General features: G+C 70.1%; 17 protein-coding genes. 12 read left to right on the forward strand and 5 right to left on the reverse strand.

Annotation, left to right across the window (positions count from 1 at the left end; all coding sequences use genetic code 11):
- The first annotated feature begins 222 nt into the window (after positions 1–222).
- Both ACQPYK_RS42060 and ACQPYK_RS42065 read left to right on the forward strand, forming a co-directional pair.
- Complete coding sequence (locus tag ACQPYK_RS42060; protein WP_433244688.1) at positions 223–648, forward strand: anti-sigma factor; 426 nt, start codon at positions 223–225, stop codon at positions 646–648.
- 17 nt (positions 649–665) lie between these two features.
- Positions 666–1,445, forward strand: coding sequence for an RNA polymerase sigma factor SigF (locus ACQPYK_RS42065; RefSeq protein WP_197048491.1), 780 nt, complete (start codon positions 666–668; stop codon positions 1,443–1,445).
- Here ACQPYK_RS42065 and ACQPYK_RS42070 read toward each other — a convergent pair.
- A complete protein-coding gene (locus ACQPYK_RS42070) occupies positions 1,442–1,825 on the reverse strand; it encodes a hypothetical protein (RefSeq protein ID WP_433244691.1) in 384 nt (127 codons plus the stop codon). The genes ACQPYK_RS42065 and ACQPYK_RS42070 overlap by 4 nt on opposite strands.
- 92 nt (positions 1,826–1,917) lie before the next feature.
- Between ACQPYK_RS42070 and ACQPYK_RS42075 the strand changes: the two genes are divergently transcribed.
- Entirely contained in the window at positions 1,918–2,877 is a 960-nt protein-coding gene (locus ACQPYK_RS42075) for a diacylglycerol/lipid kinase family protein (RefSeq protein ID WP_433244693.1), read from the forward strand.
- A gap of 280 nt (positions 2,878–3,157) precedes the next feature.
- Positions 3,158–3,412: a WhiB family transcriptional regulator gene (locus ACQPYK_RS42080; protein ID WP_433244696.1), complete on the forward strand. Its 255-nt coding sequence runs from the start codon at positions 3,158–3,160 to the stop codon at positions 3,410–3,412.
- Positions 3,413–3,538: 126 nt separating this feature from the next.
- On the opposite strand, the gene ACQPYK_RS42085 is transcribed toward ACQPYK_RS42080, so the two are convergent.
- Entirely contained in the window at positions 3,539–5,002 is a 1,464-nt protein-coding gene (locus ACQPYK_RS42085) for a sensor histidine kinase (protein WP_433244699.1), read from the reverse strand.
- A gap of 59 nt (positions 5,003–5,061) precedes the next feature.
- On the opposite strand from ACQPYK_RS42085, the gene ACQPYK_RS42090 reads away from it, so the two are divergent.
- The 6 genes from ACQPYK_RS42090 to ACQPYK_RS42115 all read left to right on the forward strand — a co-directional run bounded on the left by ACQPYK_RS42090 (position 5,062) and on the right by ACQPYK_RS42115 (position 11,900).
- Positions 5,062–6,231, forward strand: coding sequence for an 8-amino-7-oxononanoate synthase (locus ACQPYK_RS42090; protein WP_433244702.1), 1,170 nt, complete (start codon positions 5,062–5,064; stop codon positions 6,229–6,231).
- 91 nt (positions 6,232–6,322) lie between these two features.
- A complete protein-coding gene (locus ACQPYK_RS42095; RefSeq protein WP_433244705.1) occupies positions 6,323–7,042 on the forward strand; it encodes a GntR family transcriptional regulator in 720 nt (239 codons plus the stop codon).
- 63 nt (positions 7,043–7,105) lie between these two features.
- Positions 7,106–7,828, forward strand: coding sequence for a dethiobiotin synthase (bioD, locus tag ACQPYK_RS42100; RefSeq protein WP_433244708.1), 723 nt, complete (start codon positions 7,106–7,108; stop codon positions 7,826–7,828).
- 35 nt (positions 7,829–7,863) lie between these two features.
- On the forward strand, positions 7,864–8,859 hold the full coding sequence (gene bioB, locus ACQPYK_RS42105) for a biotin synthase BioB (RefSeq protein ID WP_433244711.1): 996 nt from the start codon (positions 7,864–7,866) through the stop codon (positions 8,857–8,859).
- A 50-nt stretch (positions 8,860–8,909) separates the two neighbouring features.
- Positions 8,910–9,878 (forward strand): thermonuclease family protein, encoded by a 969-nt coding sequence (locus ACQPYK_RS42110; RefSeq protein ID WP_433244714.1) that lies wholly within the window; start codon positions 8,910–8,912, stop codon positions 9,876–9,878.
- Between the two features lie 369 nt (positions 9,879–10,247).
- Positions 10,248–11,900, forward strand: coding sequence for an acetolactate synthase (locus tag ACQPYK_RS42115; protein WP_433244717.1), 1,653 nt, complete (start codon positions 10,248–10,250; stop codon positions 11,898–11,900).
- A 168-nt stretch (positions 11,901–12,068) separates the two neighbouring features.
- Here ACQPYK_RS42115 and ACQPYK_RS42120 read toward each other — a convergent pair whose 3' ends face one another.
- From ACQPYK_RS42120 to ACQPYK_RS42130, 3 genes are all read right to left on the reverse strand, one after another.
- The gene (locus tag ACQPYK_RS42120) at positions 12,069–12,950 is read right to left on the reverse strand and encodes an alpha/beta hydrolase family protein (protein ID WP_433244720.1); all 882 of its coding nucleotides are present in this window, start codon (positions 12,948–12,950) and stop codon (positions 12,069–12,071) included.
- Positions 12,947–13,354, reverse strand: coding sequence for a hypothetical protein (locus ACQPYK_RS42125; RefSeq protein ID WP_433244723.1), 408 nt, complete (start codon positions 13,352–13,354; stop codon positions 12,947–12,949). Before ACQPYK_RS42125 ends, ACQPYK_RS42120 begins: the two co-directional genes overlap by 4 nt.
- Before the next feature lie 223 nt (positions 13,355–13,577).
- Positions 13,578–13,988 (reverse strand): hypothetical protein, encoded by a 411-nt coding sequence (locus ACQPYK_RS42130; protein WP_433244726.1) that lies wholly within the window; start codon positions 13,986–13,988, stop codon positions 13,578–13,580.
- 4 nt (positions 13,989–13,992) lie between these two features.
- On the opposite strand from ACQPYK_RS42130, the gene ACQPYK_RS42135 reads away from it, so the two are divergent.
- Positions 13,993–14,283: a hypothetical protein gene (locus tag ACQPYK_RS42135; protein WP_433244729.1), complete on the forward strand. Its 291-nt coding sequence runs from the start codon at positions 13,993–13,995 to the stop codon at positions 14,281–14,283.
- Positions 14,280–14,936: a response regulator gene (locus tag ACQPYK_RS42140; protein ID WP_433244732.1), complete on the forward strand. Its 657-nt coding sequence runs from the start codon at positions 14,280–14,282 to the stop codon at positions 14,934–14,936. Before ACQPYK_RS42135 ends, ACQPYK_RS42140 begins: the two co-directional genes overlap by 4 nt.
- The last annotated feature ends 98 nt before the right edge of the window (positions 14,937–15,034 follow it).

The raw sequence follows: 15,034 nt of genomic DNA on the forward strand, positions 1-15,034 counted from the left end.
CCGTCGTCCGAGCCGCGCCACGGCGACGTCACAGCGACACCGCAGCTATATCGACGGGCCCCGTGGGGAGTGCGACCACACGGGGCCTGACCTGTTGAGACGCCCCATTCAGGCGTCTTAGGGTGTTCTTGAGGTGTTCAAATCGCCCCGATCGCGAGTCCAATTGGGCCAACCACCCTCTCGGGGCTGTAGGTTGCAGTCAGCGACTCTGCGAGGAGGAACGTGACCGAACACACCGAGACGCCCGCGGTCGGTATGGGTGGAATCCGTGACGTGGTGAGCGTCCGGCTGCCTGCCGCGAGCGCCTATCTGTCCGTGCTACGTACGGCGACCGCCGGACTGGCCGCACGGCTGGACTTCACGCTCGACGAGATCGAGGATCTGCGGATCGCGGTCGACGAGGCGTGCGCGATGTTGTTGACCCTGGCCGTCCCCGGCACCGACCTGATAGCCGAGTTCGAGCTCACCGGGCAACTGATGCAGGTCCGGGTCGAGGTCAGCACGGTCGGCAGTTCCGCGCCGAAGCGCGATGACTTCGCGTGGATGGTGCTCACCGCCCTGGCCGACGACGTGGATGCCGTAACCGACTCCCCCGACCGCATGGCGATCGTGCTACGCAAGCGCCGAGGCGCAGCGAGGCCGGCGTGACGGAAAGGACTCGTGCCATGGCCGCCAGCGACCACGCGGTGCCCGACCGGGTGCGCGCGCGCCTGCTCTTCGCGGAACTGGCGGAGTTGACCCCCGACGACTCGCGGCGCCAGCGTATCCGTGACGAACTCGTCGAGCTTCATCTTCCCCTGGTGGAGTATCTCGCTCGCCGATTCCGTAACCGGGGCGAATGGCTCGACGACCTCACCCAGGTCGCCACCATCGGCCTGATCAAGTCGATCGACCGCTTCGACCTGGGCCGGGGGGTGGAGTTCTCCACCTATGCCACGCCCACGATCGTGGGGGAGATCAAACGACATTTTCGTGACAAGGGCTGGGCGGTCCGCGTGCCGCGCCGTCTGCAGGAGCTCAAACTCTCGCTCACCAAGGCGATCAGCGAGCTCTCGCAGCGCGAGGGGCGTGCGCCCACCGTCGGCGAGCTCGCCGCGTTCCTGAAGATGAGCGAGGAGGAGGTGCTCGAGGGGCTGGAGTCGGCCAACGCCTACTCCACGGTCTCCCTGGACGCTCCCGACTCCGGCGACGACGACGCCCCCGCGGTGGCCGACTCCCTCGGGATCGTGGACGACTCGCTGGAGGGCGTCGAATACCGCGAGTCACTCAAGCCCCTGCTCGAACGGCTGCCGCCGCGCGAGAAGCGGATCCTGCTGCTGCGGTTCTTCGGCAACATGACCCAGTCGCAGATCGCCACCGAGCTCGGAATCTCTCAGATGCACGTGTCCCGGCTGCTGGCCAGGACCCTCGCCCAGCTCCGTGAGGGCCTGACCGCGGAAGACTAGTCCTGCTCCCCGTAGAGCCCGTCCCCGTAGAGGGCCTGGGTCGTCGGCGGGGACAGCAACGCGACCAGTCCGATCACTGCCACGGCGATCAGCGGGATGCCGATGGTCTGCTGGCCGGACTGGATCAGCGTGATGCCGACCACCGCGGCGAAGATCTGCGTCAGCACGCCCGGGCTCCGCGTCCACCGTTCGGTTCGCAGCATGCCCCGGCCCACCCAGAGCAGGGCCGCCCCGACGAGGATCCCGAACCCCGCGACGAAGATCGAGCTCACCACGTCGGACGGCTTACCGATCACCGTCTCGACGCCGACGTAACCGCCGAGCAGCAGTGCGGTGAGGCCTTCCACGCCCATGATGGCGGCGGCGACGGTGAGAGTCATCGGGCGATTCGACACGTCCCAACCCTATCGTCGGGACACCTCGGCTCGGCTTCCACAGCCGTTGTGCCGTTATCGGCGGATACGCTGGCATTATGCGTGCGATGCTTCTGGTGAATCCCAAGGCGACGACGACCAACCAGCGGACACGAGACGTCCTCATCAGGGCACTGAGCGCCACCATGAACCTCAAGGTCGAAGAGACCGAATACCGGGGGCACGCCGCACTGCTCTCCCGCAAGGCACACGCCTCCGGATTCGACGTCGTGGCCGTGCTCGGCGGCGACGGCACGATCAACGAGGCCGTGAACGGCCTGCTCGATGCGGAGGACGGCGAGAGCGGGACCGCCGGCAGCGCGGCGGACCGGCCGGCGTTGCTGGTCATTCCGGGCGGTAGCGCGAACGTCTTCGCCCGTGCCCTCGGGTTGCCGAACAGCCCGGTCGAGGCGGTCGGCGCGGTGCTGGAGGCGATCCGTGACGGCCGGCGGCGGACCGTCGGGCTGGGCCAGGCGCTCTGGGATGACGAAAGCCGATATTTCACGTTCTGTAGCGGCTTGGGATATGACGCCGAGGTGGTCCGGGCGGTCGAGGGCATGCGCGGTACCGGCCGAAAGGCCACCCCCTCGCGCTATGTGAACACCGCGTTGCACCACTATCTCTCGACCGACAAACGCCACGCTCCCATGACCGTCGAGGGCCCGGACGTCCCCGCGGCCGACCACATCTTCATGGCGGTCATCTCCAACACCTCGCCGTGGACCTATGTGGGCTCTCGGCCGGTCTGCCCGACCCCGTGGGCGAGCTTCGAGACGGGCCTCGACCTGCTGGGCCTGCAGCGCCTGGGGCTACCGTCGATGTTGCGCCTGATGCCGCAGATCATGGGGGGCCGCGACACCCTGCCGGTCGGTCGCCACCTGGTGCAGCTCCACGACGAGAAGGAGTTCACGCTGACCGCCGAACGCCCCGTGGCCTTCCAGCTCGACGGCGACTATCTGGGTGAAGTCGAGCGAGTGACGTTCCGCTCTATCCCGGACGCGTTACAAGTCTTGGTCTAACTCGTTACATGCGGTCATTGTGTGACGCATCCGACATGCATAACCGGCAAAACGTTCCCCCAAACCTCTTGCGTGTACTGAGCGTGGCTGACAATCTCAACATTGACGTCGGAACGTAGGACCTTTGAGCGGCCACCTCGCTCTGGGGTCACCGACGATCGAGCGGAACATGACCTGAACCGAACAAGGCTCGGGTAATTGTTCGCGCTGGTTAGTGAAAGTCTTCACAAAGTGAGCCGACGGAGCCACAGTAAGGGCTCCTCTTACGAAGGAGTGACGCATGGACTGGCGCCACCGCGCTGCCTGCCGTGACGTGGACCCCGAGCTGTTCTTCCCGATCGGCAACACCGGCCCCGCCCTGATGCAGATCGAAGAGGCCAAGCAGGTCTGCCGCACGTGCACTGTAAGTGAAGCATGCCTGAAGTGGGCCCTGGAGTCGGGCCAGGACGCCGGCGTCTGGGGCGGCCTGAGCGAGGACGAGCGCCGCGCCTTCAAGCGTCGCACGGCCCGCGCCCGCACCCGTACGAGCGTCTGACCCCTCGCCACCGCGCGAGCGTCCGGCCTCTCCAAGCTCGACGCCGCACCAAAGCTCGACACCGCGCCGAGGCTCGAAGCCACGCGAGCGGCCAACCTCTCCCGCAGTGCCCCTCCCCGGCCCGGCTCAGGCCGCGGGGAGGGGAATACCGAGGGTGACCTCCGTGCCACCGCCCTGCCGGGGCTCGATGGCCAGTCGCCCGGACAGCTCCCCGACGACCAGCGTGCGCACGATCTGCAGGCCGAGGCTGGTGGACGATTCCAGGTCGAAGCCCTCGGGAAGACCGGTGCCGTCATCGGAGACGATCACGTCCAGCCGGTCGGCCCCCCGCGAGACGATCACCTGAAGCCGGCCCGGCCGATGTGCCAGCCCGTGCTGGACCGCGTTCTGCAGCAGCTCGGTGAGGACCATCGCCAGCGGCGTCGCGATCTCCGAACGCAACACCCCGAACGATCCGACACGGCGCGGCACGACCTGCGCCTCCGGCGCCGCCACCTCGCCCGTCATGGCGATCACCCGGTCGGCGATCTCGTCGAAGTCCACCTGCTCATCGGGCGTGTGGGACAGCGTCTCATGCACGATCGCGATCGACCCGACCCTGCGCACCGCCTCCTCCAGCGCCTCGCGCCCCTCCGGCTGCTGCAGCCGCCGGGCCTGCAGCCGCAGCAGCGCGGCCACCGTCTGCAGGTTGTTCTTCACCCGATGGTGGATCTCCCTGATGGTGGCGTCCTTGGTCATCAGCTCCCGCTCGCGGCGCCGCAGCTCGGTCACATCACGGATGAGCACCAGCGCGCCTATCCGCCCCCCGCCGACGACCAGCGGAATCGCCCGCAGCTGCACGACCGTGCCGCCCGATTCGACCTCGGTCTCCCGGGGCTCCCGGCCGCTCGCCACGATCATCAGGTTCTCGTTGATGGGCTCGTCGGAGTAGCAGAGGGTGGCGGTGGTGCGGCCCAGCTCGGCGCCGACCAGGTCCGCGTTGAGACCCAGCCGCCGGTAGGCCGACAGCGCGTTCGGCGAGGCGTAGGTGACCCGGCCCGCCCGATCGAGCCGGAGCAGCCCGTCTCCCACGCGCGGCGAACGGACCAGGATCGGCTCGGCACCGGAGAACGGGAAGCGCCCCTCGGCCACCATCTGGGCCAGGTCCGAGGCGCTCTGCAGGTAGGTGAGCTCAAGCCGTGAGGGAGTGCGCGCGGACGACAGGTTCGTCGAGCGCTGGATGACGCCCAGGAAATGGTCGGCCCGCCGTACCGGAATGGTCTCCTCGCGCACCGGGACCCCGCTCGACCAGTCGGGGTCGCCCTCCCGGCAGATCCGCCGCTCGTCCCAGGCGATGTCGATGAGCGGCCGCTCGCCCTTGGCCGCGATCATGCCGACGATGTCGTCGTGGTAGACGGTGGGACCGGTGGTGGGCCGCATCTGGGCGATGGCGATCCATCCCGAGCCCTCTCTGAGAGGAATCCACAGGATGAGATCGGCGAACGACAGGTCGGCCAGGAGCTGCCAGTCGGAGACCAGCGAGTGCATCCACTCGAGGTCGGCATCATCGAGCGCGGTATGACGAACCACCAGGTCGCTTAGAGTCGGCACCCGTGCATCATGCGTTCTTTGCGGGCCCAAACGCGAATCGGGCGGGTCTGGCTGGCAAGATGCCCGCTATGGAGCAGAATCCGGATCCGCTGGCACGGTTGCGCGCGGCCACGGGCACACGGGCGGCGGCGGGGCTGAAGCGGACCCTGCGCGTCCGGACGCCGGACGACGACGGCCTGATCGACCTGGCCTCCAACGACTACCTCGGACTGGCCAGGGACGAGCGGCTGATCGAGGCGGCGACGGCGGCCACCCGGACCTGGGGCACCGGCTCCACCGGCTCCCGTCTGGTCACCGGCTCCACCGCGCTCCACGCCGAGCTGGAGGCGCGGTTGCGCGCCTTCGCCCAGGCGGACGGCGCCCTGGTGTTCTCCTCCGGCTACCTGGCCAACCTGGCGGCGGTGGCGGCGCTGGGCAAGGACGCGCTGGTGGTCTCCGAGGCGGGCAACCACGCCTCCATCGTGGACGCCTGCCGGCTTTCGCGTTCACGCGTGGTGGTCACCCCGCACAAGGACGTGGTGGCGGTGGAGAAGGCCCTCGCCGACCGGACCGAGGAGCACGCGGTCGTGGTCACCGACGCGGTGTTCTCCGTCGACGGCGACCTGGCACCGCTCGCCGGGCTGCACGCGGCGGCCGTACGGCAGGGCGCACTGCTGATCGTGGACGAGGCCCACTCGATCGGCGTCATCGGCCCCCACGGACGGGGAGCGGTGCACGCGGCGGGACTGGCGGCCGAGCCGACCGTTGTGAGAACGGTCACACTGTCCAAGTCTCTGGGTTCCCAGGGCGGAGCCGTGCTAGGCGCCCCGGAGGTTATCGAGACCCTGATAGACACCGGCCGGTCGTTCATCTTCGACACCGGCCTGGCACCCGGCAGTGTGGCGGCGGCACTCGCCGCTGTGGATATCCTTCAAAACCAGCCCGAACTGCCCGGATACGTGCGAACCAGAGCGAAAGAGCTGGCCTCGATGGCCCGCGAACTCGGCCTGGAGACCAACGACCCGGCGGGTGCGGTCGTCCCGATCGTGCTCGGCCCACCCGAGACCGCACTTCGGGCCGCCCTCATCTGTGCGGAACGCGGAGTGCGCGCCGGATGTTTCCGGCCGCCCTCGGTGCCGGTCGGCCGCTCTTGCCTGCGGTTGACCGCGCGGGCCAATCTGAGTTCCGATGATCTAGCGGTGATCAGGGGTGCACTCACCGCCGTGGCCGAGATGAAGGTGACCATGTGAGCGAGCGAAGCCGACCGGCCGGCAGGCAGTGTGCTTGCGGTCACGCCGATTCCGGGCCGTCAGGTTCCGGGCCGTCAGGTGAGGTGCCGGCGTGACGGACGACTCCCCCAGGATTCCCAAGTACTACGACGTCAAGCGCAGCCTGCTCGCGCTGACCAAGTCGCTGGCGGCGGGCAGCGCGCTGCCTCCCGAACGGACCCTGGCGGTCCGCTTCGAGACCTCGCGCACCACCGTGCGCCAGGCCCTGTCGGAGCTGGTGGTCGAGGGTCGCCTGGTGCGCATCCAGGGCAAGGGGACGTTCGTCGCGCAGCCGAAGGTCGCCCAGGTCCTCCAGCTGACGTCATACACCGGCGACCTGCGGACCGTCGGCCTCGAACCCGACACCAAGATCCTCGACATCAGCTACGTCACCGCCGACGAACCCCTGGCCCGCCGGCTGGCGATCAACCCGGGCGGCCGGGTGCTGCGCATCCACCGGCTGCGCCTGGCCAACGGCGAGCCGATGTCGATCGACACCACCCATCTGTCCGCCCGGCGCTTCCCCAGGCTGCGGCGCGAGCTGGAGGTGCACTCCTCGCTGTATGAGACGTTGCACAACGCCTACAACGTGCGGCTGACCGACGCCGAGGAGATCATCGAGACCGTGCTGGCCACGCCGTACGACGCGCAGGTGCTGAGCGTGGACGTCGGCCTGCCGATGCTGCTGCTCACCAGGCACGCCTTCGACGCCGACGGCAACCCGGTGGAGTGGGCCCAGTCCCTCTACCGGGGCGACCGCTACAAGTTCGTCACCCGTCTGCGCCGTCCCTGACGATCCCCGGCGGTCAGGTTCACGCCCGGGCGCGGGAGGCCCCAGCCGCCTAAGGTGAGGTTCGTGAGCATTCTCGTGGTCACCGGGACCGACACCGGAGTGGGCAAGACGGTCGTCACCGCGGCGGTGGCCTCCCTCGCCCGGGAGCGCGGCGCGTCGGTCGCCGTGGTCAAGCCCGCACAGACCGGGGTGACCGACACCGAGCCCGGGGACCTCGACGAGGTCATCCGGCTCTCCGGGGTGACCTCCACGTTCGAGCTCTCCAGGTTTCCCGCCCCGCTGGCCCCGGCGGCGGCGGCCCGTGCGGCGGGCCTGCCGCCGGTCTCCCTCGCCCGGGTGGCGGCCCGGGTCGGGGAGCTGGCCGAATCGCACCGGCTGGTGATCGTCGAGGGGGCGGGCGGGCTGCTCGTCCGCTTCGACGAGGAGGGGGCGACTCTCGCCGACCTGGCTCGCACTCTCTCCGCGCCGGTGCTCCTGGTGACCCGGGCCGCGCTGGGCACGCTCAACCACACCGCGTTGACGCTGGAGGCGATGGCCCATCGCGGGCTGGAGCCGGCGGGGGTGGTGATCGGGTCCTGGCCCGCCGAACCGGGCCTGGCCGAGCGGTGCAACGTGACGGACCTGGAGATGCTGGCCGCCCGGCCGCTGGCGGGCGCGCTCCCGGAGGGGTCGGGGGCTCTCGACCGGGAGTCCTTCGCCCGTACGGCCCGCGCCGGCCTGGCTCCCGCGCTGGGCTGCGGGTTCGACCCCTCGGCGTTTCGCACCACCCTTAGGCTCCTGCCGTAGCCGACGGCCGGAGAGCGGATGGAGAACGGAGCAGCATGAGCGACATTCTTGACATCGCCCGGACGCAGGTTCTGGAAGAGGGCCGGGGGCTCGACGCCGCGCAGGTCCTGCGCTGCCTCGAACTGCCCGACGACCGCCTCGCCGACCTCCTGGCGCTCGCGCACGAGGTGCGGATGAAGTGGTGCGGTCCCGAGGTGGAGGTCGAGGGGATCGTCTCCCTCAAGACCGGCGGCTGCCCGGAAGACTGCCACTTCTGCTCCCAGTCGGGGCAGTTCACCTCCCCGGTCCGCGCGGCCTGGCTGGACATCCCGTCCCTGGTCCAGGCGGCCAGGGAGACGGCGCAGACCGGTGCGACCGAGTTCTGCATCGTGGCCGCCGTGCGCGGGCCCGACCGGCGGCTCATGGACCAGGTCCGCGAGGGCGTCAAGGCGATCCAGGAAGCGGTGGACATCAACGTCGCCTGCTCGCTGGGCATGCTCACCCAGGCCCAGGTCGACGAGCTGGCCGAGATGGGCGTGCACCGCTACAACCACAACCTGGAGACCGCGCGGTCGCATTTCGAGAAGGTCGTCACCACCCACACGTGGCAGGAGCGCTGGGACACCTGCCTGATGGTGCGCGAAGCCGGGATGGAGCTGTGCTGCGGAGGCATCGTGGGCATGGGCGAGACCCTGCCTCAGCGGGCGGAGTTCGCCGGACAGCTCGGCGAGCTGCAGCCCGACGAGGTGCCTCTCAACTTCCTCAACCCCCGCCCCGGCACGCCCTTCGAGTCGTTCCCGCTCCTTGAGGGGCCCGAGGCGCTCAAGACGATCGCCGCCTTCCGGCTCGCGCTGCCGCGCACGATCCTGCGCTACGCCGGGGGCCGCGAGCTGACCCTGGGTGACCTGGGCACCCGCGACGGCATGCTCGGCGGGATCAACGCCATCATCGTCGGCAACTACCTGACCACGCTCGGTCGCACCGCCGCCAAGGACCTCGATCTGCTGGTGGACCTCAAAATGCCGATCAAGGCACTGTCCGAAACGCTCTGAACCAGCCGATAGCCATGACGCGCCGCGAACGGGCGTTCATCATGTGAGACATGGCCAAGGCGATCGAACAGCCCGTTCCCGGTATCACCGTCGGACACGCGCTTCTCGCGCGATCCGCAGGAGTCCCGCAACCCGTCGACAAGATCGTGCACGACGGCGACACGATCAACATCGCCGCCGACGGCAACTTCGGCGTGCGCCTGCTCGGCGTTGACGCCCCCGAGGTCAGCTTCGAGCTGCCCCGCAGTTCCACCCACCCCGACCTGCCCAAGGGCTTCGTCAAGATCTCGCATCCGGCCTGGACCGACTTCCTGGCCGACCCGTTCGCGCCGGGTTTCGAGCCGCTGCCGCTGCGCGCCGCGCTCCACGACCACCTGCTGGGCAGGCTCGACTCGACCACCGCGCGCAACCACGCCGAACTCGGCGGCCCGCCGACCCAGGCGCTCAAGGACATGATCACATCCGACATCACCGAGCAGGGGCTGACCGGCGAGACGTTCAAGCTCCGGCTGGCCTTCGCGCACGAGATCCTCGACCGGTACGGCAGGCTGCTGTGCTACGTCAACCGGGACCAGAAGCTCAAGCCCAGGCCCGCGCCGTACAACGAGCGGCTGCTCGCCGGCGGACACGTCATGCCCTACTTCATCTGGCCGAACGTCGACCCCTTCGTCCGGCAGGAGAATCGGGTGGCGCAGGCCGTGCCCTCTCCCGGGTCGGCTCGCACGGTGGCCGAGACCGGCGCGCTGGGCCAGGCTCGCGCGTCGGTACAGCAGGCGCGCCAGGCGGGCCTGGGGCTCTGGAACCCGGCGAATCCGCTGAAGCTGCACGCCTTCGAGCTGCGCTACCTGGCCGGACGCCGGGCGCCGGACCGCTATGTCCTCGACCTGTCCGACAGTTCCTCGGAGCTGCTGCACCCGCAGGGCTACCACCGGGTCCCGAACCCGGAGGACCGGTTGTTCGTCAACTCCGAGCACGCGCCCCTGTGGGCGGAGAAGGGCTGGTCGGTCCCACCGCTGTAGTGCCCGCCCCAGGCCCATGACGGCAAGACGGCGGCACGGCGACGACACCTCGGAGCCGATCGTGGCAGGTGCGCGGTCACGGGCCCGGAGTGGCGAGGCGGCGTCACGATCACAGGCTCGGCCCGGCCTCCCGGCGACCACCGGGAGGCCGGGCCGAGCCTGCCCGAGCGGTCGTCGAGGCCATCGGCGAAGCGGAGCCGTTCGGTCGCCTCGGTCGCCGTGGTCGGGCAGCGCCCGCTGGTTGACCGCTCCCAGGTGAAAGGCCTCATCCGACGAGGACAATCCGCGCCGATGGCGTTAGGTGGGAGGAATCTGGGCAGGGTGAGGAATCCCTGTTCGGCTATGTGACTGACTGGTAGGTTGCGCGGTATGGAGTCCCCAAAGCACGCAGGTGACATCGCGGTCGCCGTCTCCAAGGCCTATGGCATCGAAACCATGTTCACCCTGTCCGGCGGGCACGTCTTCCCGCTGTACGACGGAGCCGTCCACGAGGGCATGCCCATCCTGGACGTGCGGCACGAGCAGAGCGCCGTCTTCGCCGCAGAGGCCACCGCGCGCCTGACCCGCAGACCCGGACTCGCCGTCCTCACCGCCGGCCCCGGCGTCACCAACGGCGTCAGCGGCGTGGCCACCGCGCACTTCAACGGCTCCCCGGTCGTGGTCATGGGAGGCCGGGCACCGCAGTCGCGATGGGGCTCCGGCGCGCTGCAGGAGATCGACCACCCTCCGCTGTTCGCGCCGATCACCAAGCTGGCCTTCACCGGCTCCGGGCCCGACTCCGTCGCCGAGGACGTGGAGATGGCCTTCCGCACGGCCCTCGCGCCGCACCGCGGCCCCGTCTTCCTCGACTTCCACATGGACCACCTGTTCGCCGCCGCTCCCCCGCCCGATCACGTCACCGAGACGCTGACCCCGTCGCCGCTGGAGCCCGACCCCGACGCCCTCGCCGGGATCGCCCGCCTGCTCGCCAAGGCTCGGCGCCCGGTGCTGGTGCTGGGTTCGGACGTGTGGATGGACCGCGCCGAAGAGGTCGCCAGGAGCTTCGCCGAGGAGTTCCGCCTGCCGGTCATCCCCAACGGCCAGGGACGCGGCGTCCTGCCCGCCGGGCACGAGCTGCTGGTCACCCGCGCCCGCGGACTGGCGCTCACCCAGGCCGACCTGGTGATCGTGGCGGGCGCCCCGATGGACTTCCGCCTCGGCTACGGCTGGTTCGGCGGCAAGGACGGCGCCCCTCTCGCCAAGGTCGTGCACCTGGCCGACACGCCGTCACAGCTCACCACGCACATCGAACCCTCCGGTGTCGCCGCCGGCGACCTGTCGCTGGTCTTCTGGGGTCTCGGTACGGCCTGCAACCAGGCCGGGGTGTCTCCCAGCGCCTACGCGCCGTGGCTGTCGAAGCTGTCGGAGACCGCGGCGGCGGCCATCGCCGCGGACGCGGGCCTGCTGGCCTCCGACTCCGACCCGATCCACCCGATGCGGATCTACGGAGAGCTGGCCAAGGTCCTCGCCGACGACGCCGTGGTGATCGGCGACGGCGGTGACTTCGTCTCCTACGCGGGCAAGTACGTCGAGCCCAAGCAGCCCGGCAACTGGCTCGACCCGGGCCCGTACGGCTGCCTGGGCACCGGCCTGGGCTACGCCATCGCCGCCCGGCTGGCCCGGCCCTCCTCGCAGGTGGTGCTGCTGCTCGGCGACGGCGCGGCCGGCTTCTCGCTGATGGACGTGGACACGCTCGTACGGCACCGCCTGCCGGTCGTGATGATCTGCGGCAACAACGGCATGTGGGGCCTGGAGAAGCACCCGATGCAGATGCTCTACGGCTACGACGTTGCCGCCGAGCTCCAGCCGCAGTGCCGCTACGACCAGGTGGTGACCGCCCTCGGCGGAGGCGGCGAGCTCGTCACCGATCCCTCACAGATCGGCCCGGCGCTGTTGCGGGCGTTCGACTCCGGCATGCCGTACATGGTGAACATCGCCACCGACCCGTCGGTCGCCTACCCCCGCAACACCACCGGGATCTGAAGGGGCCCCGGGCGACGAAGAAATCGCGCCGGATGCGCCGCTGACCGCTACCGAAGCCCCCGCCCGCAGGGCCGATGGGCGGGCCGGTCCTGCCGGCCCGCCCAACAATGATCACTTGTGCCGGCGGCCCGGGACGGACCGCCGGCCTTCGCGAGGTCGACGGCGGGATCAGGGGTTCTGGAAGGTGACCTCCGGATCGGCCGATGACGGTCCGTCGAGCAACGGCTGTTTCCTGCCCTTCAGGTGCAGGTCGAAGAAGGCTCCGACGTAGGTGCGGGTGATCTCCAGCGAACGCTGCGGGGAGAGCTCGTCGGGGCCGGACTTGCCCAGCAGCTTGTAGGCGAGGGACAGGTCGGTGAAGCTGGTGTGGGAGGTGTCGGCGACGGTCAGCCAGCGCTTCCAGCCTCCCCGGTTGGCCCAGTCGCGATCCCAGGTGTGATCCTTGCCCGGGATGTGGTCGGACTCGGTGCCGAGCATCAGGAAGGGGCGTCCGTCGAGGCCGGTTGTGGGAACCGGCGCGAAGAAGGTGCCGTCCAGGTTCGCCCCGGCTCGCACCCGTTTGTCGGCGGCCATGGTCGCGGCGCTGGCGTTACCGCCGAGCGAGTGCCCGGCCATGCCGATCCGCTTGGTGGCGATCAGGCGGGAGTGCTTCCACGCCGGATGGCGATCGGTCAGTTGATCGATCACGAAGGAGATGTCCCTGGTCCGGCTCAGCGCGATGGTCTTGACTCCCCCCTCGGGAGGCCTGGGCTTGTCGCAGAGGGGGGCGCAGGTGAGCATGCTCCCGTCGGGGAAGGCCGTGCCGGAGGACTCGTAGGTGTGGTCGACCAGCGCGACGACGTATCCGCGGCTGGCCAGGTCCTCGGCGAGGAAGGTGAGGCTGGCACGCGGCAACCCGAGGCCGGGCGAGAGCATGACCAGCGGGAAACGGCCGCCTGCCGGGCGGGCGCCGGTGTGCGCGTAGGTGCCGGTGCCGCTGATCGTCTCGGCCGGGAGGTCGGAGCCCTGGGCCTTCCTCCGCAGCAGCGACCGGGCTTCCTCGATGGTCATGTAGGGGCGGGTCCGCCGGTCTCGGACCGGGCGGGATAGTACATCGACACCATCAACTGCCGCGCGCCCGCCTCCGGCACCCAAGGGTCCGGGCGGTGCTTGTCGACGAGGTGCAGCGTGTCGCGGCCGACCGCGTGCGGGCCCGTCGGGCGGGGCAGTTTCAGTTGGGCGCCGGGCGCGGGCGGCGCCGTGGACGCGGCGACGGTGAAGGAGCCGGCTGCGGCGGACGCCGCTTGCCCTGCCGACGCTGCGAAGGCCGTGGCCGATGTCGCCATGGCCGCCATCGACACGGTGAGGCCCACCGCCAGCGGAGCGGCCACCAGCCGCGGCAGGCGGGTCCGGCCGCGCGGGGCCGCCGGGATCCGGCCGGCAGGCCGGGACACATCGGTGATCTTTGGTTTCATCGGATTCCTGTCGTGATCCATGAGGTCCTCTCGGGAGGATGCGGGCATGTGTCGTCGGTGGCACCGCACGAGTCCGGTGCCACGAGGGCGGCGACGCTCCACCTGGCGTAGGCGGGGGTGCCCTGGACGGGGAAGCGGCCGGGACCGGCCGCGCCACGCCGCCGTCCGGACGGCCGTCGCCGGGGTCGGCCGTCATGCCGTGTCCCGCTGCCTGAGGTGTCGTTCACACATCACGGCGACGCACGACGATCAGGGTGAGGATCGTCGCGGCCAGCGGCCAGAGTGCGAACACGATCCAGGAGCCGGCGACCGTGGGCAGGGCGGGGCTGTCGCGGGGATGGAGCTGGGACAGGCAGGTGCGCCAGACGTAGAAGGGGAACAGGGCGTACAGGTCGTTGGCCCACTGGTGGACGGTCGGTTTGAAGAAGGTCGGCAGTATGACCAGCACGGCGCAGAGGGTGACGACGGTGGCCGCGGTGTGCCGCAGGAGTGCGCCGATGCCGATGCCGACGAGCCCCGACACGGGGGCGAGCAGCGCGTTGGCCGTCAGGACGCGCACGACGCCGGGATCGCCGATCGAGAGGCCGACACCGCGGCCGGGCAAGATGGCCTGGCTCACGCCGAACGTGGCCAACGCGATGACCGTCGACTATCGAGGTGAGGAACTGCGCGTCGAGGTCGTCGACGACGGGCGCGGCGGTGCCGTCAAGGTCGGCGAGATCGGTGGTGCCGTCGAGGTCGTCGACGACGGGCGCGGCGGTGCCGTCAAGGTCGGCGAGGTCGGCGAGGAGACCGGGTACGGTATCTCCGGCATGCGGGAGCGGGTCGCCCTGCTGAACGGCCACTTCAGTGCCGGCCCGAGGCCCGAAGGCGGCTTCCGGGTCGGCGCCCGGCTGCCGGTCCCTGCCGTCGAACCGGCGGCACTATGACGATCCGCGTCGTCCTCGCCGACGACCAGCCGCTGATCCGTGCCGGACTGCGCATGGTCATCGCCGACACCCCGGACATCGAGGTCGTCGGGGAGGCCGGAACCGGAGCCCAGGCGATCCAGCTGGTCAGGGAGCTCCACCCCGACGTGGTGGTGATGGACATCCGCATGCCCGGCATGGACGGCATCGAGGCCACCCAGATGATCACAGCCGATTCCCCGGCGGCCCGCGTCGTGATCCTCACCACCTTCGACGACGACGACAACGTCTACGCCTCGCTTCGCGCCGGCGCGAGCGGATTCCTCGTCAAGGACATGGCGCTGGAGGACATCCTGATGGCCATCCACGTGGTCGCCGCCGGCGACGCCCTGATCGCGCCGAGCGTCACCCGCCGCCTTATCGAGGAGTTCGCCGGCCGGCCCGAACCCGCCCCACCGTCGCGAGAGCTCCGCGGCGTCACCGGACGGGAACGCGAGGTGCTGACCCTCGTCGGACGTGGCATGTCCAACGGCGAGATCGCCGCCCATCTGCACATCAGCGTGGGCACCGCCAAGGCCCACGTGGCGAGCCTGCTCACCAAGCTCGGCGCCCGCGACCGGGTCCAGCTCGTCATCATCGCCTACGAGGCGGGCCTGGCCCCACAGCCTCGGTGAGCAGATCGTCGTCGCCGAGGCCGTCCCCGGGGTTTCCCGCCCCGCCGGCGGTAACCGTCCCGCTCCTGCTCGATGGACAGGCGAGTAGACGGACCCCT

The sequence above is a fragment of the Streptosporangium sp. CA-135522 genome, from assembly GCF_050949235.1.
GTDB lineage: Bacteria > Actinomycetota > Actinomycetes > Streptosporangiales > Streptosporangiaceae > Streptosporangium.

Coding starts and splice junctions, on each gene's coding strand:
- ACQPYK_RS42065 (WP_197048491.1), top strand. CDS start 666: ATGGCCGCCAGCGACCACGCGGTGCCCGACCGGGTGCGCGCGCGCCTG.
- ACQPYK_RS42070 (WP_433244691.1), bottom strand. CDS start 1,825: ATGACTCTCACCGTCGCCGCCGCCATCATGGGCGTGGAAGGCCTCACC.
- ACQPYK_RS42075 (WP_433244693.1), top strand. CDS start 1,918: ATGCGTGCGATGCTTCTGGTGAATCCCAAGGCGACGACGACCAACCAG.
- ACQPYK_RS42080 (WP_433244696.1), top strand. CDS start 3,158: ATGGACTGGCGCCACCGCGCTGCCTGCCGTGACGTGGACCCCGAGCTG.
- ACQPYK_RS42090 (WP_433244702.1), top strand. CDS start 5,062: ATGCCCGCTATGGAGCAGAATCCGGATCCGCTGGCACGGTTGCGCGCG.
- bioB (WP_433244711.1), top strand. CDS start 7,864: ATGAGCGACATTCTTGACATCGCCCGGACGCAGGTTCTGGAAGAGGGC.
- ACQPYK_RS42110 (WP_433244714.1), top strand. CDS start 8,910: ATGGCCAAGGCGATCGAACAGCCCGTTCCCGGTATCACCGTCGGACAC.
- ACQPYK_RS42115 (WP_433244717.1), top strand. CDS start 10,248: ATGGAGTCCCCAAAGCACGCAGGTGACATCGCGGTCGCCGTCTCCAAG.
- ACQPYK_RS42120 (WP_433244720.1), bottom strand. CDS start 12,950: ATGACCATCGAGGAAGCCCGGTCGCTGCTGCGGAGGAAGGCCCAGGGC.
- ACQPYK_RS42125 (WP_433244723.1), bottom strand. CDS start 13,354: ATGAAACCAAAGATCACCGATGTGTCCCGGCCTGCCGGCCGGATCCCG.
- ACQPYK_RS42135 (WP_433244729.1), top strand. CDS start 13,993: ATGACCGTCGACTATCGAGGTGAGGAACTGCGCGTCGAGGTCGTCGAC.
- ACQPYK_RS42140 (WP_433244732.1), top strand. CDS start 14,280: ATGACGATCCGCGTCGTCCTCGCCGACGACCAGCCGCTGATCCGTGCC.